Genomic DNA, 21,106 nt, shown 5'->3' on the forward strand with positions numbered 1-21,106 from the left:
GCCGCCGTGGCCGGCAACGTCGTACCAGTCCAGCCCCGCCGCATCGTCCTGCCCGTTGGCCGCGTTGACCAGCGCCTGCGCGGCCACCGCGCGCTTGCCGCTGTCGTGCCAACCCAGCACCGTGATGCTGTCGGGCGTGCGGCGGCGCTGGCGCACCAGGGCCTGCACGGTGTCGCGCGATTCCGTGGCGCTGGCGCGCTGGAACCGCACGCCGCCGCTGGCCGATTCCGCGTCTTCGGCCAGGCTGCGGCTGTCGGCAAAAATCTGCACCACGTGGCGCGCCGGCACCTCGGCGTCTTCCAGCACGGTCCAGCCCAGGCCGGCCTCGGCCAACAGGCGGCTGATGAAGGCGTAGTCGGTCTCGCGGTACTGCGTGGTGTAGGGGCGCGGAGCCAGGTCGGCCAGCGCGCCTTCGACGTCGGCCGCGATGCGATAGACGTAGCCTTCGTAGGTGTCCAGCACGTGGCGCACGATGTCCAGCACCGGCTTGTTCTCGAACAGGCGGCTGGCGCGCCGCTGCGTGGCCAGCCACAGCCAGGGCGCCACCGTCAGCCGGTAGCGCGCCAGGCCCGCATCGCCAGCCAGCAGTTCCGCTTCGCGCACCACGCCGCTGCGGCCGCTGCGGCTGCCGTCGGCGCGGGTCGTCCAGAGCGTGACGGGACGCGAGATCATGTCCTGCAGCGGCAGGCCGGCGTCATCCGACAGGGCCACCACGCGCAGTTGCGCCACGCCCGACAGCGCCTCGCGGCCGGTCCAGCCTTCGACATGCAGCGACGCCAGCGCGCCCTCGCCTTGCAGGCGGTAGAGGCGGGCGTCGGAATTGAACAGGCCGCTCATTGAAGCGGCCCGACACGCAATAGCACCAATGTCAGCATCAGGGATCTCCCATGTCGCATTGCACCTGCGCGCCGACAACGAGTGTCGATACGCCCCGGGGTCAACATCCCCGGTGGACAGGAAGAAATACCACGACGATCTGGCGTCAATGACAACCAACGTCGCTCAAGTTGCAACAAAAATTGAAAAAACGGCACGAGAATGAAAAAATCGCAGGCTTCCTATCCGTCGTGCCGCCCCCGCGGCGCTTGCCCCACGCCATGCGTCTGCTTGCCGGCACCGCTTCCTGGACCGACCCCACGCTCTTGGCTTGCGGCCGCTTCTATCCGCCCCACGCCAACAGCGCCGAAGCGCGCCTGCGCTTCTACGCCTCGCGTTTCGGGCTGGCCGAGGTGGATTCCAGCTATTACGCCCTGCCCAGCGCGGAAAACGCCTACCTGTGGGCGCAGCGCACGCCGGACGACTTCGTCTTCAACATCAAGGCGTACCGGCTGTTCACCGGCCACCAGACGCCGCTGACAGCATTGCCGGCCGATATCCGCCAGGAACTGGGCGACTGGCCCGAACCGGTGATCTACCACCGCGGCATGCCCGACGACCTGCGCGACGAACTGTGGCGCCGCTACACGCTGGCGCTGGAGCCGCTGCGCATGGCGGACAAGCTGGGCGCGGTGCATTTTCAGTTTCCGCCGTGGGTCCAGCGCGATGCGCGCGGCATGGCGCTGGTTGCCGACTGCGCGCGGCGCCTGGAAGACCATCTGGTGTCGGTGGAATTTCGCCATCGCAGCTGGTTCGCCACCCCCGCGGCAACCGCGGCGACGCTGGCGATGGAACGCGAATTGGGGGTGGTGCATACCGTGGTCGATGCGCCGCAGGGCTTTGACAACAGCGTGCCCGCGGTATGGGAATGCACCCATCCCGACCTGACGCTGCTGCGCCTGCACGGACGCAACACGGCCACCTGGAATGCGTCGGGCAGCGCGTCTTCAGGCCGTTTCCAGTACGAATATTCGGAAGAAGAACTGGCCGAACTGGTGCGCCGATTCCAGCAGGTGGCGCAGCAGAGCGCGCAGGCGCACGCGGTGTTCAACACCAATTACGAAGACCAGGGCATGCGCAACGCCGCGGCGTTCAAGGCCGCGCTGGATGGCCCCGGCGCGCCAGGCGGCTTGCTGTGAACGGGCGTGCGCCGCGCGATGCGCGGCGTGGCGGCGGCACGCGCTAGCCGCCCACCTCGGCCAAGGCCAGCGGCGTCGGCGTGGTGCGCGCCACTTCCGCCAGGCTTTCCAGCAGCACTTCGAATTTGCGCGCGATGTCGTGCTCGGGCACGCAGGCGTAGCCCAGCAGCAAGCCGGGGCGGCGCCCTTCGGCGCTGATGTAGTAGCGCGACAGCGCCCGGGTCAGCACCCCCTTGCGGCGGGCCACGTCCACCACGCGCAGGTCGTCCATGTGCATCGGCAAGGTCAGCACCAGGTGCAGGCCCGCCAGGCTGGCGTCGCGATGCAGCCAGTCGGGCCCCAGGCGCCGTTCGATCAGGTTGACCAGCATGGCGCGGCGGCGGGCGTACAGCATGCGCATGCGGCGGATGTGGGCCGCGTAGTGGCCTTCGGCAATGAAGGTGGCCAGCGCCGCGTGCGTCATCAGGTGGCCTTCGCGGTACAGCTCGGCGTGGGCCGCCTGGAACGCGGCGGTCAGCGGCTTGGGCAGCACCAGATAGCCCACCCGCAGGCCCGGATACAGCGTCTTGCTGAAGGTGCCCATGTAGATCACGGGCGCATCGGGTTCCAGCCCCAGCAGCGACGCGATGGGCCGGCCCGAGAAGCGGAATTCGCTGTCGTAGTCGTCTTCGATGATCCAGCTGCCGTGCTGGTGCGCCACGGCCAGCAGTTGGCGGCGGCGCGCCAGCGACATGACCGGCCCCAGCGGATACTGGTGCGACGGGGTGACGAAGATGAAGCGCGGCGGCGCGCCACCGGGCAAGACGCCGCCTTCCGGCAGGCGCATGCCTTCTTCGTCGACCGGCAGGTGCACCGTGCGCAGGCCGTTGGCCTGCAGCACCGTGCGCGCGCCCCAATAGCCCGGGTCTTCGACCCAGGCGGTTTCGCCCGCTTCGCCCAGGATGCGGGTGGCCAGGTCGATGGCCTGGTGCGACCCTTCGGTGATCAGGATCTGGTCGGGATCGCAGTCGATGGAGCGCGTCAGCGCCAGGTGCTGGGCCAGCGCCTCGCGCAGCGCGGGCAGGCCGCCGCCGTAGGCGTAGGTGAGCAGATCGGGCGTGGGGTTGCGCCACAGCGCGGAAAAGATGCGGCCGAATTTCTTGTGGGGGAATTCGGTCAGGTCGGGCACGCCGGGCATGAAGGCGCCCCACTGATAGGGCGAGGCCGACACGCCGTCGACGATGGCGGCGCCGCGCGCGGACAGCGCCGGACGCGGCTGCGGGGTGGGCGCGCGGCGCGACTGGCGGCCGCTGGCCAGGTACGAATCGGGCAGCGAGGCGTTGACGAAGGTGCCGTTGCCCTGGCGGCTGCGGGTGTACCCCTCGGCCAGCAACTGGCTATAGACGTGCACCACGGTGTTGCGGGCGATGCCGAGTTCGGCGGCCAGGTCGCGCGAGGCGGGCAGGCGCGAGTCCGCGGCGATGGAACCATCGAGGATGGCTTCTCGAATACCCTGGTAGAGCCGCTTGTTCATCGGCCCGCCGGCGGCATCGGCCAGGCGCAGCAGCAGCAAATCCCCAACGATGGACCGCAATTGGTTCTACCTGATTTATAAAAGTGGTTCCCAACAATGGGGCCATAGTAGCATTAAATAAGCTTTTTCCCGCCCACTTGCCATCCGAGGCTGAGATGAAGAATCAGGACCTGAATACCCGCCGTTCCCTGGCCACGCCGCGCGGCGTCGGCGTCATGTGCGATTTCTATGCCGTGCGCGCCGAAAACGCCACGCTGTGGGACGCCAACGGCAAGGAATACATCGATTTCGCGGGCGGCATCGCCGTGCTGAACACCGGCCACCTGCACCCCAAGGTCAAGGCTGCTGTCAGCGCCCAGCTCGACAACTTCACGCACACCGCCTACCAGATCGTGCCCTACGAGGGCTACATCTCGCTGGCCGAACGCATCAACCGCCTGGCCCCCATCGACGGCCTGAAGAAGTCCGCCTTCTTCACGACCGGCGTCGAAGCCGTCGAGAACGCCGTCAAGATCGCGCGCTCGGCCACCGGCCGCTCGGGCGTCATCGCCTTCTCGGGCTCGTTCCACGGCCGCACCATGCTGGGCATGGCGCTGACCGGCAAGGTCGCCCCCTACAAGCTGTCGTTCGGCCCGATGCCGGGCGACATCTATCACGTGCCCTTCCCCAACGCCACGCAGGCCATCACGGTGGCCGATTCGCTCAAGGCGCTGGACCTGCTGTTCAAGGTCGACATCGACCCCAAGCGCGTGGCAGCCATCATCATCGAACCGGTGCAAGGCGAAGGCGGCTTCAACATCACCCCGCCCGAACTCATGACCGCGCTGCGCAAGGTCTGCGACGAACACGGCATTCTGCTGATCGCCGATGAAGTGCAGACTGGCTTTGGCCGCACCGGCAAGCTGTTCGCCATGGAACACCACTCGGTGCAGGCCGACCTGATCACCATGGCCAAGAGCCTGGGCGGCGGCTTCCCGATCTCGGGCGTGGTCGGCCGCGCCGACGTCATGGACGGCCCGGCCGCGGGCGGCCTGGGCGGCACCTACGCCGGCAACCCGCTGGCAGTGGCCGCGGCCCACGCCGTGCTGGACGTGATCGCCGAAGAAAAGCTGTGCGAACGCTCGGTCACCCTGGGTGACAAGCTGCGCGCCCACCTGGAAGGCCTGCGTGGCAAGGTGGCCGGCATCGCCGACGTGCGCGGCCTGGGCTCGATGGTGGCGCTGGAACTGAACGACGCCAATGGCAAGCCTGACGCCGAAGCCGTCAAGCGCGTGCAGGCCCGCGCCCTGGAACGCGGCCTGATTTTGCTAAGCTGCGGCGTATACGGCAACGTTCTGCGCTTCCTGTACCCCTTGACCATTCCCGATGCCCAGTTCGATCGCGCGCTGGCCATCCTGACCGAGTCGCTGGCCGCTTAAGGCCAAGTCGGCCCAGGTCAAGTCGGGTCCCGGCCCGATGATCCGGTTTTCCGGCCGCCGGGCACGGCGATTGCGGGCGTAGCGGATTTCCGCTGCGCCCGCGTCAATTCCGCCCCGGCGGCCGCGTTCCTATTAGGAGACTTTTGCAATGACGTCTTTGACCCATCCCCTTTCGCGTCCCGACCTGCTGCGTGACGCCTGCTACATCGACGGCAAGTGGGTTGCCGCGGGCAATGGCCCGTCGATCCCCGTCGACAACCCGTCCACCGGCAAGACCATCGTGTCCGTGCCCAAGCTGGGCCGCAAGGAAACCGAACAGGCCATCGCCAGCGCCGAGGCCGCCCTGCCCGCCTGGAGCGCCAAGACCGGCAAGGAACGCGCCGCGATCCTGCTGAAGTGGTCCCAGCTGATGATGCAGAACCAGCAGGACCTGGCCGCCATCATGACCTCGGAACAGGGCAAGCCCGTGACCGAGGCCGCCGGTGAAATCGCCTACGCCGCGTCGTTCCTGGAGTGGTTCGCCGAAGAAGCCAAGCGCATCGACGGCGACGTGCTGCAAAGCCCCAAGGCCGGCCAGCGCCTGCTGGCGCTCAAGCAGCCCATCGGCGTGACCGCCGCGATCACGCCCTGGAACTTCCCGGCCGCGATGATCACCCGCAAGGTCGGCCCGGCGCTGGCCGCCGGCTGCACCATGGTGGTCAAGCCTGCCCAGCAGACCCCGCTGACCGCGCTGGCGCTGGCCGTGCTGGCCGAAGAAGCCGGCGTGCCGGCCGGCGTGTTCCACGTCATCACGGGCAGCTCGCGCGACATCGGCGCCGCGCTGTGCGAAAGCGACGTGGTGCGCAAGCTGAGCTTCACCGGTTCGACCGAAGTCGGCCGCACGCTGATGGAGCAATGCGCCCCCACCATCAAGAAGCTGTCGCTGGAACTGGGCGGCAACGCGCCGTTCATCGTGTTCGACGATGCCGACCTGGACCGCGCCGTGGACGGCATCCTGGCGTCCAAGTACCGCAACGCCGGCCAGACCTGCGTGTGCGCCAACCGCATCTACGTGCAGGCCGGCGTGTACGAGGAAATCGCCAAGCGCCTGGTGGCCAAGGTCAACGCCATGAAGGTGGGCGACGGCTTTGCCGACGGCGTGACGCAGGGTCCGCTGATCGATGCCAACGCCGTGGAAAAGGTGCAGGAACACATCGCCGACGCCACCTCGCACGGCGCCAAGGTCATCGCGGGCGGCAAGCCGCATGCGCTGGGCGGCACGTTCTTCGAACCCACCGTGGTACGCGACGTGACGCAGTCGATGCGCTTTGCCACCGAAGAAACCTTCGGCCCGGTCGCGCCGCTGTTCCGCTTTGAATCCGAAGACGAAGTCATCGGCATGGCCAACGACACCATCTTCGGCCTGGCCGCGTACTTCTTCACCCGCGACTATGCCCGCATCTGGCGCGTGTCCGAAGCGCTGGAATACGGCATCGTCGGCATCAACACCGGCCTGATCTCGAACGAAGTCGGCCCGTTCGGCGGCGTCAAGCAATCGGGCCTCGGCCGCGAAGGCTCGAAGTACGGCATCGAAGAGTACCTGGAGATCAAGTACCTCTGCGTCGACCTGGGCGCCTGAGCCCCGGTATCCCACGAGCGCCGCTCGGCGCCCGTCCTGGCCGGATAAACGGGGCTCGGGTCCCGTTTATCCCCAGGAATTGTGGACAACCTGGCAGATAACTCCTGCACAGGTACAAAATTCCCTTTAAGTTCATACGGTTATAAATCGCGATCAATTGCCGCCCAGGCGTGATAGATTTGCGCGTTCCCTGGACGAGCGATTATGAGCAGATCATTTACCCGCGAGGACACCCGCCGGCTGGCGAGCATCCTGGCAGACGCGGCGCAGGCGGAAGTCATGCCGCGCTTTCGCAACCTGCCCGAGGGGTCCGTGCGCGACAAGACCTCGCCGCGGGACCTGGTCACCGACGCCGACGAGGCCGCCGAACGCCTGATCGCCGCGCGCCTGTCCAAGCTGCACCCCGGCGCCGTGCTGATCGGCGAAGAAGCCTCGACCCGTAACCCGGCGCTGCTGAACATGCTGGTGGACGCCGACCTGGCGTTCCTGATCGACCCCATCGACGGCACCCGCAACTACGTCGCCGGACTGCCGCTGTTCGGCATGATGATCGCCGCCTGTCATCGCGGCGACGTGATCGCCGGCGTGATCTACGACCCCGTCAATCGCGACAGCGCGCTGGCCGTGCGTGGCGAAGGCGCGTGGATGGAATATGAAAACGGCAAGCAGGCCGCGCTGGCCGTGGCTGCCCCGGCGCCGCCCGAGGACATGGACGGGCTGATTTCCACCGGCGCCCTGCCCGAGCCGCTGCGCACGACCGTCAACAGCAACCTGTCGCGGCTGGGCAGCACGGCCAGCCTGCGCTGCGCTGCGCACGAATACCGCATGCTGGCCGCCGGCCACAGCCATGTGGCGCTGTACAACCAGCTGACCGCGTGGGACCACGCCGCCGGCTGGCTGCTGCACCGCGAAGCGGGCGGCTACGCGGCGCGCTTTGACGGGTCGCCCTACAAGCCCACCCACCGCAGCGGCGGCCTGCTGTATGCCCCGGACGCGGGCAGCTGGCACGCGGCCCGCAAGGCCCTGCTGGGCGACGCCATCCAGGACGCCGAGGGCTGAATCCCGGCGATCACGGCCTTAAAAGTCGCTAAAAATCGGGGTTATCCCTAGGATTTATCCACAGTATCTGTGGACAACCCTATGGAAAGCTCTGTAACCGCGAGAAAAAACCCTTACAGGGCAGGGACTTGGTTAAACCGGTCAAAAACCGGCCGGTCTCTGTCCCCGTTATAGGGCGTCCAGCGCCACGGCGCAGGGCAGTTCCACCTTGAGCGTGAGCAGGTTGTCGGCCCGGGTGCGGCCCAGGTTGATGGCGGCGATCGGCATGCCGTTGCGCGATGCCGCCGTCACAAACCGGTAACCGGAATAGACCATCAGCGACGAACCAGCCACCAGCACCGCGTCGGCAGCCATGAGGCCGGCGTTGGCCCGGTCGACCCGGTCGCGCGGCACGGTTTCGCCGAAAAACACGACGTCGGGTTTGACGATGCCGCCGCAACGCGGACAGGGCGGCACGCGGAACGACGCGAAATCCACGCCATCGAGGTCGGCGTCGCCGTCGGGCGCATCGTCGGCCTCGAAGGCGATCCAGTCGGGATTGCGTTCGTGCAGGGCTTCCTGCCAGGCCTGGCGGCCGCCGCGCCAATCACAATTCATGCAGCGTACTTCGTCCAGCCGGCCGTGCAGGTCGACCACGTCGCGGCTTCCGGCTGCCTCGTGCAGGCCGTCGACGTTCTGGGTCACCAGAATGGACACCAGGCCGCGATGCTGCAGCCGCGCCAGCGCGCGGTGCGAGGCATTGGGCTGCACCTGGCCGAAACGGCGCCAGCCGACCATGCTGCGGGCCCAGTAACGGGCCCGGGCCAGGTCGTCGCCCATGAACGTCTGCAACGTCATGGGCGGTTTGCGCTTCCATTCGCCGTCGGTGTCGCGGTAGTCGGGAATGCCGGAATCGGTGCTGACGCCCGCCCCGGTCAGGACGAACAGCCGCGGGTGGCGGTCGACGAAGCCGCGCAGCGCGGCCAGATCCGAAACTCGTGTGTCCATCGTGGCTCCGAGGGCGTTTGGGCCGCGGGCGTCAGCCGCCCAGGCCGCAATCCGGCATGTCGCTGACCAGGCTGGCCTGGGTGACGTTGCTGCCCGGCGGCACGCTGCGCGTGAGCCAGACGTTGCCGCCGATGGTCGAGCCCTTGCCGATGGTGACGCGACCCAGGATGGTGGCGCCCGCGTAGATCACGACATCATCTTCGATCAGCGGATGGCGCGCCAGGCCTTTCTTGAGCTCGCCGTTTTCGCCCGGCGGAAAGCGCTTGGCGCCCAGCGTGACCATCTGGTAGAGCCGCACGCGGTCGCCGATGATGGCGGTTTCACCGATCACGACACCGGTGCCGTGGTCGATGAAGAAGCTGCGGCCGATGGTGGCGCCGGGATGGATGTCGATGCCGGTGTCGGCATGGGCGATCTCGGCCACGATGCGCGCCAGCATGGGCACGCCCAGCCGGTACAGCACGTTGGCCAGGCGGTGGTGGATCATGGCGGCCACGCCGGGATAGCAGAGCAGCACTTCGTCGACGCTGTGCGCGGCCGGGTCGCCCTGGTAGGCGGCGGTCACGTCCAGGTCGAGCGCGGCGCGCACGCGCGGCAGCTCGGCACCGAACTGGCGCACGATGTCGATGGCGCGCTGCTGCGAGTCGGCCTGCTGCGCCGGATCGTGGCGCCCGACGTATTGCAGTTCCAGGCCAACCTGGTGCAGCAAGGCGTCCAGCGCGGCGCCGATGGTGTGGCCGACGTAGAAGTCTTCGACTTCCTCGCGCAGGTCGATGGGCCCCAGGCGCATGGGGAACAAGGCGCCACAGAGGTCCTTGATGATCTGGCGCAGGCTTTCCTGGGACGGGAATTCACGCAGGCCGGCGTCTTCGCGCAGGCGGCCGCGCGGGCCGCGCCAGGCGACGCGGGCCTCGCGCAGGCCGGACACGATGCTGTCCAGGTTCCAGTGGGCGGGCGGCAGATAGGACGGGCCGCTCATTGGGGCCGTCCCGTCGGGATGGAAAAGCCGGCGCGCAGGCCGGCCTGGGAATGAGAGTCGAACATGAGGGTGCCTCGCTGACGGTGCATCGCCGGATGACGGCCGGGCCGCGCGGCGATGCTGCTTCGCAATATATCCGTCAACTGTAACCGCTTGCGCGGCATTCGCGGAATTCGTCCGACAGGCTGTTGGGGTTATGCCGCAGGCGGATCGGCGTCGTAGCCTTCGGGGTTGCCCTGCTGCCAGCGCCAGCCGTCGGCGCACATGGCGTCCACGCCGTGGCGGCTGCGCCAGCCCAGCAGCGAGGCGGCCAGCGCCGGGTCGGCCCACATGCGCTCGATGTCGCCCGGCCGGCGCGCCACGGTGCGCAGCGGAATGCGGCACTGGTTGACCCGTTCGAACGCGCGCACCAGTTCCAGCACGCTGGTGCCCTGCCCCGTGCCCAGGTTGACCGCGACAAAGCCGGGATGGCCGGCCGCATAGGCCAGGGCCCGCACATGCCCCTGGGCGAGATCCATGACGTGCAGGTAATCGCGCACGCCGGTGCCGTCCGCGGTGGCGTAGTCGTCACCGAACACGTTCAGGAAGGGCCGCCGCCCCACCGCCACCTGGGTGATGAAGGGGAACAGATTGTTGGGCACGTCGCGCGGGCTTTCGCCGATCTGGCCGCTGGGATGCGCGCCGATCGGATTGAAGTAGCGCAAGGTCACCGCGCCGAAATCGGGCTCGGCCGCGCACAGGTCGCGCAGCATCTGCTCGACCATCAGCTTGGTGCGGCCGTAGGGGTTGGCGGGGGCCAGCGGGTGGGCTTCGGTGAACGGCAGCGACTGGGGCTCGCCGTAGACCGTGGCGGACGAGCTGAACACCAGCCGCGCCACGCCGGTTTCGCGCATGGCGCGCAGCAGCGCCAGCGAGCCCGCCACGTTGTTGTCGTAGTACTTGAGCGGGTCGGCCACCGACTCGCCCACGGCCTTGCAGCCGGCCAGGTGCAGCACGGCCTGCACCGGGTCGCCGTCGGCCGCCGCCTGCGCCAGCAAGCCCTGCACCTGGCCGGGCTGGCGGATGTCCCCTTCGACCAGGGGAATCCGCGCACCGCACAGGCGTTCGACCCGCCGCACCGCCTCGGGGCTGCCGTTGCTGAAGTTGTCCAGCACCAGCGGCCGCTGGCCCGCGGCCAGCATCGCCACCAGCGTGTGGGCGCCGATGTAGCCCGCGCCGCCGGTGACCAATACCCGCATGTCCGCCATCGCCAGGCTCCGTCAGAGATGGGCGGCCACGCCGGGCACCCAGGCATGGCGCGGACGCGGCGCCTGCGCATGGCCGCGATAGCGGTCGATCCAGTACGAGGTCGAGGCATCGTGGCCCCAGTCGACCACGCCGGCCGACACGGGCACCGCCAGCTCGCGCTCGATGCCGGTGGCCAGCCGCTTGCCAAGTTCCACGCCCCATTGATCGAAGGGGTTGATGCCCCAGACCACGCTCTGCACGAACACCTTGTGCTCGTACAGCGCCAGCAGCGCGCCCAGGCCGCGCGGGTCCAGCTGGCGCAGCACGATCAGCGTGGACGGCCGTCCGCCCGGGTGCACCTGGTGGCGGGCCAGGCTCAGCGCCTTGTCCGGGTCATCGACGTGGGCGACGTCCAGCAGCGCCTGTTCCAGCGATTTGCCGCGCAAGAGCGCCTGGCGCTGCGCCAGGCAGTTGGCCAGCAGCATGCGATGGGCATCCGGGCTATCGGCATGGCCTTGCAGGCTGGCGATGAAGTCCACCGGCGCGCCCTCGGCGCTCTGGTGCAGCCACTGGAAGAAGGTGTGCTGGCCGTCGGTGCCCGGCATGCCCCAGATGATGGGAGCCGTGGGCACGCCAACCTCGGCGCCGTCACCGGCGACGCGCTTGCCCAGCGATTCCATTTCCAGCTGCTGCAGGTAGGTCACCAGGTGCAGCAGCCGGGCGCTGTAGGCGGCGATGTTCAACGAGGTATGGCCCAGCACGCTGCAGTTGACCAGCCCGGCCAAGGCAAGCTGCACCGGCGCGTTGGACGCCAGCGGCGCCTGCTGGAAGTGCTGGTCCATGGCTTCGGCGCCGGCGCGCATGCCGATCAGCACCTCGGCGCCGACGGTCAGCGCGATGGACAGGCCGGCAACCGACCAGACGGAATAGCGTCCGCCGACCCAGTCGCACATGCGGAATACCTGGCTGGACGGCACGCCCAGCGCGCGGGCCGCGGGCACGTTGGCGGTCACGGCCGCCAGGTGCGCGGACACGTCGGCCACACCGCCCTGCTTGAGCCAGGCGATGGCGGCGCGGGCGTTGTGCAGCGTCTCGGCGGTGGTGAAGGACTTGGACGACACCACCACCAGGCAGCGGCGCGGGTCCAGCCCCGCCACCGCATCATGAAAGGCATGGCCGTCGATGTTGGACACGAAGCGGATCTGGCGGCGCTGGCCCGCGCCGCCAAAGGCCTGGATGGCCAGGCGCGGCCCCCAGTCGCTGCCGCCGATGCCGATATGCAGCACGGTCGAGAAATCGGCCGTCTGGTCGGTGCGGCGCACGAAGTCGGCCATGCGCGAATATTCGCAGACCGAATCTTCGTCCTGCCCGTCCGGTTGTTCGCGGGTGCGGCCGGCCCGCAGCGCCGTGTGCCAGGCGGGCTTGTCTTCGGTCCAGTTGACCGGGCCGCCCGCGAACAGCGCCTGGCGCGCCGCATCCAGCCCGCGGGCGCGCAGCAGCGCCAGCGCGGCCGCGTCCAGCGCCGGCGATTGCCGCTGCATGGTCAGGTCCACGCACAGGCCCGCGGCCTCGATCACCTTGAGCGCGCTCGCATCCAGCGGCGCGTCGCTGGCGGCCTGCGCGTACGCCTGCCATTCGGGGCTGTCGGCCAGCCCTGCCGTCTCGCTGTCGGCCGGGGCCTCTATCGCAAAATTCGCCTTTCCCATCGCGTGATGCTCCTTAGAACGGTAAACGGATATGAGGTGCAATGCGCCGGAACGCGTTGCGAAAGTCCTCCTCGATGCGGGCCAGGGCGGCCACGGTGTCTCCTTCAAAACGCAGCACCACCGTCGACGTGGTGTTGGACGGCCGCGCCAGGCCGAAGCCGTCGGCGTAGTCGACCCGCACACCATCCATGTCGTTGATGGAGAGCGCGCCCGGGAATTCCCCGTTTGCGCGCAGTGCCTCCACCAGTTCGACGTGTTCGCCTTCGGCGGTTTCCAGCTTGATTTCGGGGGTAGCGCAGGACTGCGGCAGGCTTTCGAGCAGGGCCGAGGGGTCCGGCGCCGCGGACAGGATCTCGAGCAGCCGGGCGGCGGCATACAGGCCGTCGTCAAAGCCGTACCAGCGTTCCTTGAAGAAGATGTGGCCGCTCATCTCGCCGGCCAGCAGCGCGCCGGTTTCGCGCATCTTCGCCTTGACCAGCGAATGGCCCGTGCGGCACATGGTGGCCTTGCCGCCCGCTTCGACCACGGCGCGGGCCACGTGGCGGCTGCACTTGACGTCGTACAGGATCTCGGCGCCCGGGTTGCGCGCCAGCACGTCGCGGGCGAACAGGATCAGCTGCCGGTCGGGCCAGATGATCTGGCCGGACTTGCTGACCACGCCCAGCCGGTCGCCGTCGCCGTCGAACGCCAGGCCGACCTCGCAATCGGAATAGCGCAGGCAATAGATCAGGTCCTGCAGGTTCTGCGGGTCGGCCGGGTCCGGATGGTGGCCGGGAAACGAGCCGTCGACCTCGCAGAACAGCTCGGTGACCTCGCAGCCCAGCGCGCGGAACAGCGCCGGCGCCACCGCGCCGGCCACGCCGCTGCCGCAGTCGATCGCGATCTTCATCGGCCGCGTCATGCGGATGTCGCCCAGCAGCCGCGCGGCATAGCACGGCTGCATCTGCATCTGGGTGCGCCCGCCCGCCACGCTGGCCGATTCGATCGGCAGGCGCATGGCGTCGCGCAGCGCCGTGATGCCCTCGCCGTACAGCGACGCGCCATCGAGCACGATCTTGAAGCCGTTGTAGGCCGGCGGGTTGTGGCTGCCGGTGATGGCGATGCCGGCGCCGGTGTCCATCAGCCGCGCAGCGAAATAGACCATCGGCGTGGTCGCCATGCCGATGTCGATGACGTGCATGCCGGCCGAGCGCAGCCCGGCCTGCAGCGCCGCGGCCAGTTCCACGCTGCTCAGGCGGCCGTCGCGCCCCACCACCACGGCGCGTGCGCCCAGATCGCGCGCCCGCACGCCCACCGCCATGCCCAGGCTATGGGCGAAGCGCGCGTCGATCTCGTCCGGCACCGTGCCGCGTATGTCATAAGCCTTGAAGACCGCATCCAGGATCTGCGGGGATTCCCAGCCAAAAGTTCCATGCATGCCAGTTCTCCGCGGAGGTTACTTGGGGCCGTTCTGCTTGAAATCGCCGTAGTACGCCGCCCGCGAATATCGGTAGCCGCCGTATTTGGACCGAAAGCCGAACCGCTCGGGCATCAGCTTCAGGCCGTTGAACAGCACCCCGTCCACCGGCGCCCCCGCCTGGATCAGCCGCTTGGCCGTCTCGCGGATTTCGCCCACGGTATTCATGCCCGACCGCACCACCACCATGACCGCCGCCGCATGCGTGCCGACCACGGCGGCATCCGGCGAGGACAGCACCGGCGCGGTGTCCAGGATCACCATGTCGTACTGGCTGGACAGCTCACGCAGCGTCTGGCCGAAGATCGGCGACGCCAGCAGTTCCGACGGATCGAAGGTGACCGCGCCCGTGGCAATGAAGTCCACGCCTTCGGACACGCTGTGCTTGCGCACGCGTTCCAGCGGGATGGTGCCCGACAGCACTTCGAACAGGCCGTCTTCCTTGGGCACGCCGAAATAGCGGTTCAGCTGGCCCTTGCGGAAGTCGGCATCGATCAGCAGCACGCGCTTGCCCACGCCGCCCTGGATGAAGGCGAAGTTGGCCGACAGGAACGACTTGCCCACGCCCGCCACCGGGCCGGTGAACATGACCATGTTGTTGGCCGACTGGCGCAGCGACGCCTGCAACACGTTGCGGAACGACCGCAGGCTTTCGATGGGCGGCGCATTGCCCTGGCTTTGCGCCAGCAGCGCCGGCACCATGGCGTTCTTGCGCCGGCTGCGGCGCCACAGCTTGTCCTGCAGGTCGCTGTGGGGAATGGCGGCCAGCACGGGCAGGCCGGTGTAGCGTTCCACGTCGTCCGGCTCGGACAGGCCGCCGAACAGCGCATTACGCACGAAGGCGCACAGCACGCCGAAGATCAGGCCGATGGCCGTGGCCACGCCGATGATGATGGCGGCCTTGGGGCGCACCGGCTTGTCCGGCTGCACCGCGGCATCCAGGATGCGCACGTTGCCGACCTTGCCCGCGCGGATCAGGCGCAGCTGCTGCGCATTGTTCAGCAGCCCCGTGTACAGCTCGGTGTTCACGCGCACGTCGCGCACCAGGCGCACCACGTCCTGTTCCAGGTCGGGCAATTGCTTGATGTTGTTGCCGATGCGGTTGACGTCACCCGTCAGCGAGGCGATCTGGCGATCGATGGCCACGATGCTGGGGTGGGTCGGCGCGAAACGGGTGATCAGTTCCTGGCGCTTGGCGCGCAGTTCCATCACCTTGGTCTGGGCGTCGACCGATTGCGCCAGGATAAGCTTGGCTTCTTCGCTCAGGTCGATGGTGCCGCGCTTGTTGCGCAGCGAGTTGTACTTGGTTTCGGCCGCGTCCAGTTCCTGCTTGAGCTGCGGCAATTGCTTGTCCAGGAACGCCAGCGACTTCTCGGCCTGGGCCGACTTGCGGTTGACGTTCTGCTGCACGTATTCCTGGCCGATCTGGTTCAGCACGGCGGTGGTCAGCACGGGATCATTGCCTTCCATCGTCACGCCGATGACGCCCGACGTGCGGCCGCGTTCAAAGATGCCCAGGCGCGACTGCACGTCCTCGATGGCCGCCAGGCGCGAGCTGCGCGACACGGTGAATTCCGTGCCCGGGCGGCCGCTGAGCGCATCGATGTGCACGTCCATCGCCCCGCCGCCCGGCAAGAGGAAATGTTCCGGCTTGCCCACCGTGCCCTTGAAGGTGGACCCGGTGACCTTGTCGAACAGCGTGTAGGCGCCCTCGCCCTGGGTCGTCACGCGGAAAGGCTTGCCCAGCCATTCGTTGGGCACGTCCAGCTGCGAGATCGAAATGGATTCGCCGCCCCAGGCATAGCCGCCGCGCGGCAGGCCGGAGGGGTACGGCAGGCTTTCATGGCGCTGCGCCAGCCATTCGCCCACCACCGGGAAATAGCGCGGCTTCGCGTGGATGTACAGCATGAACTTGTCGACGGCCGGCCCCACCACCATGCGCGAACGCAGCACTTCCATTTCGCCGGAGGTCTCGGCCTTGGTGTCGAAAATGGCCGAGACGTCGCCCAGCAGGCTGCGGCTCTGGCCTTGAGGCAGTTCCTCCTCCACCTGGACGATGATGTCGGCCTGGTAGACCGATGGCGTCACCATCACGTAGAGGGCGGCGCCCAACAGCGCGACCAAAGTGATGGCGATGATCAGCCATCGGTTGGAGAAGATGGCGTCCACGTGCGAGGACAGCGGGGTTTCCTGCTGGCGAGCCGGGACGGAGGGCTCGAACGATTCGATAGGCAACGACATGCAGCTCTCCAAGAATAGGCGCCGCCGCGGTCGCGGCGCCCCCAAAGGCGTGGGTCGGGGCCCGCACGCGCCCAGCGGCGCCGGGCGGGCCCCGGGTCGATTACTTGATGGAATGCACGGTCTGCACCGTTTGCGCGCTGGGGAACAGGTTGCTGATGAAGCGGTTCCACCGCACCAGGGCCGCTGTATCCACGAACACGACGTCTTTGGGTTGCAACTCGAACTTCTCCGCCACCGCGTAAGCCTGCGGCGATGCGGCGTTCAGATGGAACACCAGCGGCGTCGCCTGCTCGGTACTGCGCACCACAAACACCTGTGACGAGTCCGCAGTCAACTGGTTGGGTCCTCCGGCCACACCCAGCGCTTCGTTCAGCGTCAGCCTTCCATCCCTCATCACAATCGAGGCGGGCGTAGTCACTTCGCCCGTCACGAACACCTTGCTGTCGTCTCGCGGCGTCACCCGGACGATGTCGCCGGACTTGAGCATGACCTGGTTCAGGTCCTGCCCGCGGTCGATCAGGGCGGGCAGGTTGACGCGGGTCGGCTTGCCTTCGCGAATGACATAGACGCTGCTGCGATCGCCGGTGGGCAGGATGCCGCCTGCGCGATTGATCGCTTCCAACAGGGTCATGGGAATGTCGTTGATCGCGACGGTGCCCGGCGTCTTGACTTCGCCCTCGACGTAGACTCGCTTGCTGCGGTAGCCCAGCACCCGCACCGTGATCTGCGGATCCTGGATGTATTTACCCGAACTGTTGACTATGAGATTGCGCGCCTGAAGTTCCGTCAAGCCCGCCACTTTCAGCAGTCCTGTATAGGGAAATTGGATGTATCCAGTGGATGAGACCGTATAGCCCGGAATGCCCGAGGCGGTATCCCCGAAGGCTAGTTCGGTCACCCCAGTGCCGATGGCGTAGGTTTGCGTCGGAAGCACGAGCTCGGGGTGATCCCACACGACGATCGAAAGGATGTCGCCGGGTCCGATGCGGTACGGCTCGGTCTTGTCGACCAGCTTGGACACGCCGTCGTTGTCCAGCAGCGCCTGACGGGCGCGGTTGTCGGCCAGCACCAGGCTGGGCGTGATTTCCCGGATCTCGGCGACCGAATTCGGATCGAGCGGATCGACGCGATGCTTGGCGTCGAAGGTCATGCCGGGGGAAAGGGCGCAAGCGCCTAGCGAGGACACGAGCGCGATGGCAGCAATGGCTCGGCTCAACGTTCCGAAAAATGTCGTCATGGCAAATCCACAGTGAATGACTTCGTTGCTTGGAAAGGAGCCCGATGCGTAACGGGTTGCGACATTCCACTCTCTTTTCCAGGCCCCGCACATTCGACGGATGCCCTAAGCCTTCTCCTACATCGTTTGGAGGTTTCGGGTGGCTCTTGCACTCAATAAGATTCCCACGGTAGCCACATGCTTTGCGGCAGTGCACCGTTGTTTTCCACGCGGCCGCAGGGCGACTCCCCCCACCCAGGAGTTCGCGATGGATTCGTCCCACTCGGACACGTCGGCAAGATTCAATCGTTCCAGCTATCTGTACCGCATGCTGGACGCCGCGATCGTCGTCATCTGCGGCCTGGCCGTCACCGAACTGAAGTTCGCCGACGAGACCCTGGCGGACCCGCCGCAGATCCACCTGTTCCTGATCTATCTGTGCGGCCTGGGCGTCATCGCGCTCTTTCCCGCCTTCCGCCTGTATGTGTCGTGGCGCGGACGGATGCTGACCGATCTGGTGGTGCGCAGCCTGGCGGCGTGGGCCACCGTGTTCGCGCTGGGCATCCTGGTCAGTTTTCTCATGCATCAGAGCGCGGCGGTATCGCGCATGTGGGCGGCCACCTGGTTCGGCACCGCCGCCCTGGCGCTGGCCGGCGTACGCCTGGCGGTCTACGCCGTGCTGGGCGCGGCGCGCGACCGCGGACTGAACCAGAAGCGCGTGCTGCTGGTGGGCTTTGGCGCGCTGGGCCATGACCTGTGGCGCCGGGTGGAACGCTACCGCGAGGCCGGCTACGAGGTGGCGGGCATCTACGCCGAACCGCACGAAAGCCTGCCGCCGCAAGTGCGCCGGCTGCATCAACTGGACGCCCTGCACGGCTTCGTGCGCGAACACAACGTGCGCGAAGTGTGGATCGTGCTGCCGATGGAGGCGGGCCAGGAACTGCGCGAAGTGCTGTATCACCTGCGCAATGACCTGGTGGACATCCGCTGGATTCCCGACGTGATGTCGATCCAGCTGCTGGGCCATCGCATCGGCGAATTCCTGGGGCTGCCCGCCATTCAGCTGAACAGCCTGCCGGCCGCCGGCGTGCGCGGCCTGGCCAAGGAGGCCTTCGACCGTACCTTCGCCTTGTGCGCCCTGATCGGCCTGTCGCCGCTGATGCTGGGCGTGGCCTGCCTGGTCAAGCTGACCTCGCGCGGGCCGGTGCTGTTCACCCAGCCGCGCCTGGGCGTGGACGGCAAGGTCTTCCATGTCTACAAGTTCCGCACCATGACCGTGCACCAGGAACACGGCGTGGTCACCCAGGCCACGCGCAACGATGCCCGCATCACCCGCATCGGCGGCTTCCTGCGCCGCACCAGCCTGGACGAGCTGCCGCAGTTCTTGAACGTGCTGCGCGGCGACATGTCGGTGGTCGGCCCACGCCCCCACGCGCTGGAACACAACGAGCTGTACAAGGACCTGGTGCAGCGCTACATGATGCGGCACCGCGTCAAGCCGGGCATCACCGGCTGGGCGCAGGTCAACGGCCTGCGCGGCCAGACCGACACGCTGCGCAAGATGAGCGACCGGGTCGAGCACGACATCTATTACATCCAGCACTGGACGTTCCGGATGGACCTGATGATCATCGCCCGCACGGCGGTCTCCGGATGGACGGGCCGAAATGTCTACTGAACCCCTGGGCTGGCCCGCCCTGGCCGGCGTGCGCGCCCGCCCTGCCCCCCGCCCCGCCCCGGCCACCCCCGGCCTGTTGCCCGAGGATGACTTTCGCCGGGCGGTGCAGATGCTGCCGCTGGTGTCCATCGACCTCTTGCTGCGCGACCCCGCCGGGCGCTACCTGACCGGGCTGCGCTGCAATCCGCCCGCCCAGGGCGCGTGGTTCGTGCCCGGCGGGCGCGTTCGCAAGGATGAAACGCTGGCCCAGGCGCTGCGCCGGCTGGCCCGCGAAGAATTGGGCCTGACGCTGCCGCCGCAGGCCTGGCGCCCCCGCGGCGTGTACGAACACTTCTATGGCACCAATTTTGCCGGCGAGAACGGCCGCTCCACCCACTACATCGTTCTCGCCTACGAAGCCCAGCTGGCGCTGGATACCGCCAGCCTGCCGCTGGGGCAGCACCGACGCTACCGCTGGCAGCCGCCGGCGGCCATTGCCGCCGATCCCGGCGCGCACCCGTACACCCAGGCCTACTTCAAGGAGTCAGCGCCATGACCAACCCCCATCCCCCGTACCGGGCTGTCATCCTTTGCGGCGGCTCGGGCTCGCGCCTGTGGCCGTTGTCGCGGGAGCTGTTGCCCAAGCAGTTCATCCGTTTGACCGATGACCGCAGCCTGCTGCAGAACACCCTGCGGCGGCTGGGGTCGGCCGGCGCCCAGGCCCGGCCGATGCTGGTCTGCAACGAGGCGCACCGCTACATCGCCGCCGAGCAAGCGCTGGAGCTGGACATCCAGGACGCCGAGATCGTGCTGGAACCCTTTGCCCGCAACACCGCCCCGGCGATTGCCGCGGCCACCCTGCGGGCGATGCGCGACGGCGAAGACCCGGTGATGCTGATCATGCCGTCCGACCACGTGCTGGAAGACGGCCCGGTGCTGGCCGAGGCCTTTGCCCAGGCCTACCAGGCGGCCCGCCAGGGCGCGCTGGTGACCTTCGGCATCACGCCCACGGCGCCGCTGAGCGGCTATGGCTACATTCAATCCGCCGAACCGGATGACCTGGCCCCAGCCCGCCGGGTGCGCCGTTTTGTCGAAAAGCCGTCGCCCGAAGTCGCCCAGCGCTTCATCGAGGACGGCGGCTATTACTGGAACAGCGGCATGTTCGCCTTCCAGGCCTCGGTGTTCCTGGCGGAAATGGAGCGGCTGGCGCCCAAGATCCTGGCCCAGGTGCGCCTGGCCGTCAGCGCCGGCCACGGCGAAAGCGCCCTGTTCCAGCTGGACGGCGCCGCCTTCGAGGCCTGCCCCAGCGACTCGATGGACTACGCCATCATGGAACGCACCGACAGCGCCGTGGTCATTCCGCTGGCGGCCTCCTGGAGCGACGTCGGCGCCTGGGACGCGGTCTGGGGCATCGCCCAGAAGACGGCGGAAGGCAATTCCACCACCGGCGACGTCATGGTCGAGGACTCGCGCAACTGCCTCATCCATTCGACCAGCCGCCTGGTGGCCTCGGTGGGGCTGGACGACATCGTGGTGATCGAAACGGCCGACGCCGTGCTGGTCGCCCACAAGACGCGGTCGCAGGACGTCAAGCGGCTGGTCGAAGTCTTCAAGACCCAGCATCGGTCGGAAATGAACCATCACCGCGAAGTGCAGCGCCCCTGGGGTTCGTACGACTCGGTGGGCCACGGCCCGCGCTATCAAGTCAAGCGCATCACGGTCAAGCCCGGCGCCCGGCTGTCGTCGCAGATGCACCACCACCGCGCCGAGCACTGGGTGGTCGTGTCGGGCACTGCCCGCATCTACAACGGCGACAAGCAATACCTGCTGACCGAGAACCAGTCGACCTACATCCCGCTGGGCGAGGTCCACAGCCTGGAGAACCCCGGCAAGATTCCGCTCGAAATCATCGAGGTGCAATCCGGCGCCTATCTGGGCGAAGACGACATCGTGCGCTTCCAGGACATGTATGGCCGGGTATGACGCAGGGGGCGAGGCCTCATCCTTTTGGCGT

General features: G+C 67.8%; 16 protein-coding genes. 7 read left to right on the forward strand and 9 right to left on the reverse strand.

The annotated features are described in order from the left end of the window. The coding region (locus tag HV798_RS28285; RefSeq protein ID WP_246289261.1) for a type VI secretion system Vgr family protein at positions 1-837 on the reverse strand (837 nt) is incomplete at its 3' end. Between the two features lie 260 nt (positions 838-1,097). Here HV798_RS28285 and HV798_RS28290 point away from each other — a divergent pair. Further along, complete coding sequence (locus tag HV798_RS28290; protein ID WP_175196215.1) at positions 1,098-2,015, forward strand: DUF72 domain-containing protein; 918 nt, start codon at positions 1,098-1,100, stop codon at positions 2,013-2,015. Positions 2,016-2,058: 43 nt separating this feature from the next. Here HV798_RS28290 and pdxR read toward each other — a convergent pair whose 3' ends face one another. After that, the gene (gene pdxR, locus HV798_RS28295) at positions 2,059-3,588 is read right to left on the reverse strand and encodes a MocR-like pyridoxine biosynthesis transcription factor PdxR (protein WP_367647029.1); all 1,530 of its coding nucleotides are present in this window, start codon (positions 3,586-3,588) and stop codon (positions 2,059-2,061) included. A 95-nt stretch (positions 3,589-3,683) separates the two neighbouring features. Between pdxR and gabT the strand changes: the two genes are divergently transcribed. From gabT to HV798_RS28310, 3 genes are all read left to right on the forward strand, one after another. Next, positions 3,684-4,946 carry a 4-aminobutyrate--2-oxoglutarate transaminase gene (gene gabT / locus HV798_RS28300; RefSeq protein ID WP_175196213.1) on the forward strand — a complete coding sequence of 421 codons (1,263 nt, stop codon included), beginning with the start codon at positions 3,684-3,686 and terminating at the stop codon, positions 4,944-4,946. Positions 4,947-5,094: 148 nt separating this feature from the next. Further along, the gene (locus HV798_RS28305) at positions 5,095-6,564 is read left to right on the forward strand and encodes an NAD-dependent succinate-semialdehyde dehydrogenase (protein WP_175196211.1); all 1,470 of its coding nucleotides are present in this window, start codon (positions 5,095-5,097) and stop codon (positions 6,562-6,564) included. A 204-nt stretch (positions 6,565-6,768) separates the two neighbouring features. Next, positions 6,769-7,623, forward strand: a complete 855-nt coding sequence (locus tag HV798_RS28310; protein ID WP_175196209.1) for an inositol monophosphatase family protein — start codon at positions 6,769-6,771, stop codon at positions 7,621-7,623. Between the two features lie 168 nt (positions 7,624-7,791). Here the strand turns inward: HV798_RS28310 and HV798_RS28315 are convergent, their stop codons facing one another. From HV798_RS28315 to HV798_RS28345, 7 genes are all read right to left on the reverse strand, one after another. Continuing rightward, positions 7,792-8,610 carry an NAD-dependent protein deacetylase gene (locus HV798_RS28315; RefSeq protein ID WP_025140093.1) on the reverse strand — a complete coding sequence of 273 codons (819 nt, stop codon included), beginning with the start codon at positions 8,608-8,610 and terminating at the stop codon, positions 7,792-7,794. Between the two features lie 31 nt (positions 8,611-8,641). Next, positions 8,642-9,589: a serine O-acetyltransferase EpsC gene (gene epsC, locus HV798_RS28320; protein ID WP_175196207.1), complete on the reverse strand. Its 948-nt coding sequence runs from the start codon at positions 9,587-9,589 to the stop codon at positions 8,642-8,644. A 194-nt stretch (positions 9,590-9,783) separates the two neighbouring features. After that, complete coding sequence (galE, locus tag HV798_RS28325) at positions 9,784-10,836, reverse strand: UDP-glucose 4-epimerase GalE (RefSeq protein ID WP_175196205.1); 1,053 nt, start codon at positions 10,834-10,836, stop codon at positions 9,784-9,786. 12 nt (positions 10,837-10,848) lie between these two features. Further along, positions 10,849-12,522 (reverse strand): glucose-6-phosphate isomerase, encoded by a 1,674-nt coding sequence (gene pgi / locus HV798_RS28330; protein ID WP_175216606.1) that lies wholly within the window; start codon positions 12,520-12,522, stop codon positions 10,849-10,851. 13 nt (positions 12,523-12,535) lie between these two features. Beyond that, a complete protein-coding gene (locus HV798_RS28335) occupies positions 12,536-13,939 on the reverse strand; it encodes a phosphomannomutase/phosphoglucomutase (RefSeq protein WP_175196203.1) in 1,404 nt (467 codons plus the stop codon). Between the two features lie 18 nt (positions 13,940-13,957). Beyond that, entirely contained in the window at positions 13,958-16,219 is a 2,262-nt protein-coding gene (locus HV798_RS28340; protein WP_025140088.1) for a GNVR domain-containing protein, read from the reverse strand. Between the two features lie 100 nt (positions 16,220-16,319). Beyond that, entirely contained in the window at positions 16,320-17,456 is a 1,137-nt protein-coding gene (locus HV798_RS28345; protein ID WP_175196201.1) for a polysaccharide biosynthesis/export family protein, read from the reverse strand. 247 nt (positions 17,457-17,703) lie between these two features. Between HV798_RS28345 and HV798_RS28350 the strand changes: the two genes are divergently transcribed. From HV798_RS28350 to HV798_RS28360, 3 genes are read left to right on the forward strand one after another with little or no spacing between them, the layout of a single operon-like run. After that, positions 17,704-19,113, forward strand: a complete 1,410-nt coding sequence (locus HV798_RS28350; RefSeq protein ID WP_175196199.1) for an undecaprenyl-phosphate glucose phosphotransferase — start codon at positions 17,704-17,706, stop codon at positions 19,111-19,113. Further along, positions 19,103-19,648, forward strand: coding sequence for a GDP-mannose mannosyl hydrolase (locus HV798_RS28355; RefSeq protein ID WP_175196190.1), 546 nt, complete (start codon positions 19,103-19,105; stop codon positions 19,646-19,648). The genes HV798_RS28350 and HV798_RS28355 overlap by 11 nt, the downstream gene beginning before the upstream one ends. Next, positions 19,645-21,075: a mannose-1-phosphate guanylyltransferase/mannose-6-phosphate isomerase gene (locus tag HV798_RS28360; RefSeq protein ID WP_025140084.1), complete on the forward strand. Its 1,431-nt coding sequence runs from the start codon at positions 19,645-19,647 to the stop codon at positions 21,073-21,075. The genes HV798_RS28355 and HV798_RS28360 overlap by 4 nt, the downstream gene beginning before the upstream one ends. Positions 21,076-21,106 lie beyond the last annotated feature (31 nt).

Origin of the sequence: Achromobacter deleyi (genome assembly GCF_902859705.1) — a bacterium.
Taxonomy (GTDB): domain Bacteria; phylum Pseudomonadota; class Gammaproteobacteria; order Burkholderiales; family Burkholderiaceae_B; genus Achromobacter; species Achromobacter deleyi.

Bases quoted from the DNA above. Each gene is read 5' to 3' on its own strand.
- HV798_RS28290 (WP_175196215.1), top strand. From the start codon at position 1,098: ATGCGTCTGCTTGCCGGCACCGCTTCCTGGACCGACCCCACGCTCTTG.
- gabT (WP_175196213.1), top strand. From the start codon at position 3,684: ATGAAGAATCAGGACCTGAATACCCGCCGTTCCCTGGCCACGCCGCGC.
- HV798_RS28305 (WP_175196211.1), top strand. From the start codon at position 5,095: ATGACGTCTTTGACCCATCCCCTTTCGCGTCCCGACCTGCTGCGTGAC.
- HV798_RS28310 (WP_175196209.1), top strand. From the start codon at position 6,769: ATGAGCAGATCATTTACCCGCGAGGACACCCGCCGGCTGGCGAGCATC.
- HV798_RS28315 (WP_025140093.1), bottom strand. From the start codon at position 8,610: ATGGACACACGAGTTTCGGATCTGGCCGCGCTGCGCGGCTTCGTCGAC.
- epsC (WP_175196207.1), bottom strand. From the start codon at position 9,589: ATGAGCGGCCCGTCCTATCTGCCGCCCGCCCACTGGAACCTGGACAGC.
- galE (WP_175196205.1), bottom strand. From the start codon at position 10,836: ATGGCGGACATGCGGGTATTGGTCACCGGCGGCGCGGGCTACATCGGC.
- pgi (WP_175216606.1), bottom strand. From the start codon at position 12,522: ATGGGAAAGGCGAATTTTGCGATAGAGGCCCCGGCCGACAGCGAGACG.
- HV798_RS28335 (WP_175196203.1), bottom strand. From the start codon at position 13,939: ATGCATGGAACTTTTGGCTGGGAATCCCCGCAGATCCTGGATGCGGTC.
- HV798_RS28340 (WP_025140088.1), bottom strand. From the start codon at position 16,219: ATGTCGTTGCCTATCGAATCGTTCGAGCCCTCCGTCCCGGCTCGCCAG.
- HV798_RS28345 (WP_175196201.1), bottom strand. From the start codon at position 17,456: ATGACGACATTTTTCGGAACGTTGAGCCGAGCCATTGCTGCCATCGCG.
- HV798_RS28350 (WP_175196199.1), top strand. From the start codon at position 17,704: ATGGATTCGTCCCACTCGGACACGTCGGCAAGATTCAATCGTTCCAGC.
- HV798_RS28355 (WP_175196190.1), top strand. From the start codon at position 19,103: ATGTCTACTGAACCCCTGGGCTGGCCCGCCCTGGCCGGCGTGCGCGCC.
- HV798_RS28360 (WP_025140084.1), top strand. From the start codon at position 19,645: ATGACCAACCCCCATCCCCCGTACCGGGCTGTCATCCTTTGCGGCGGC.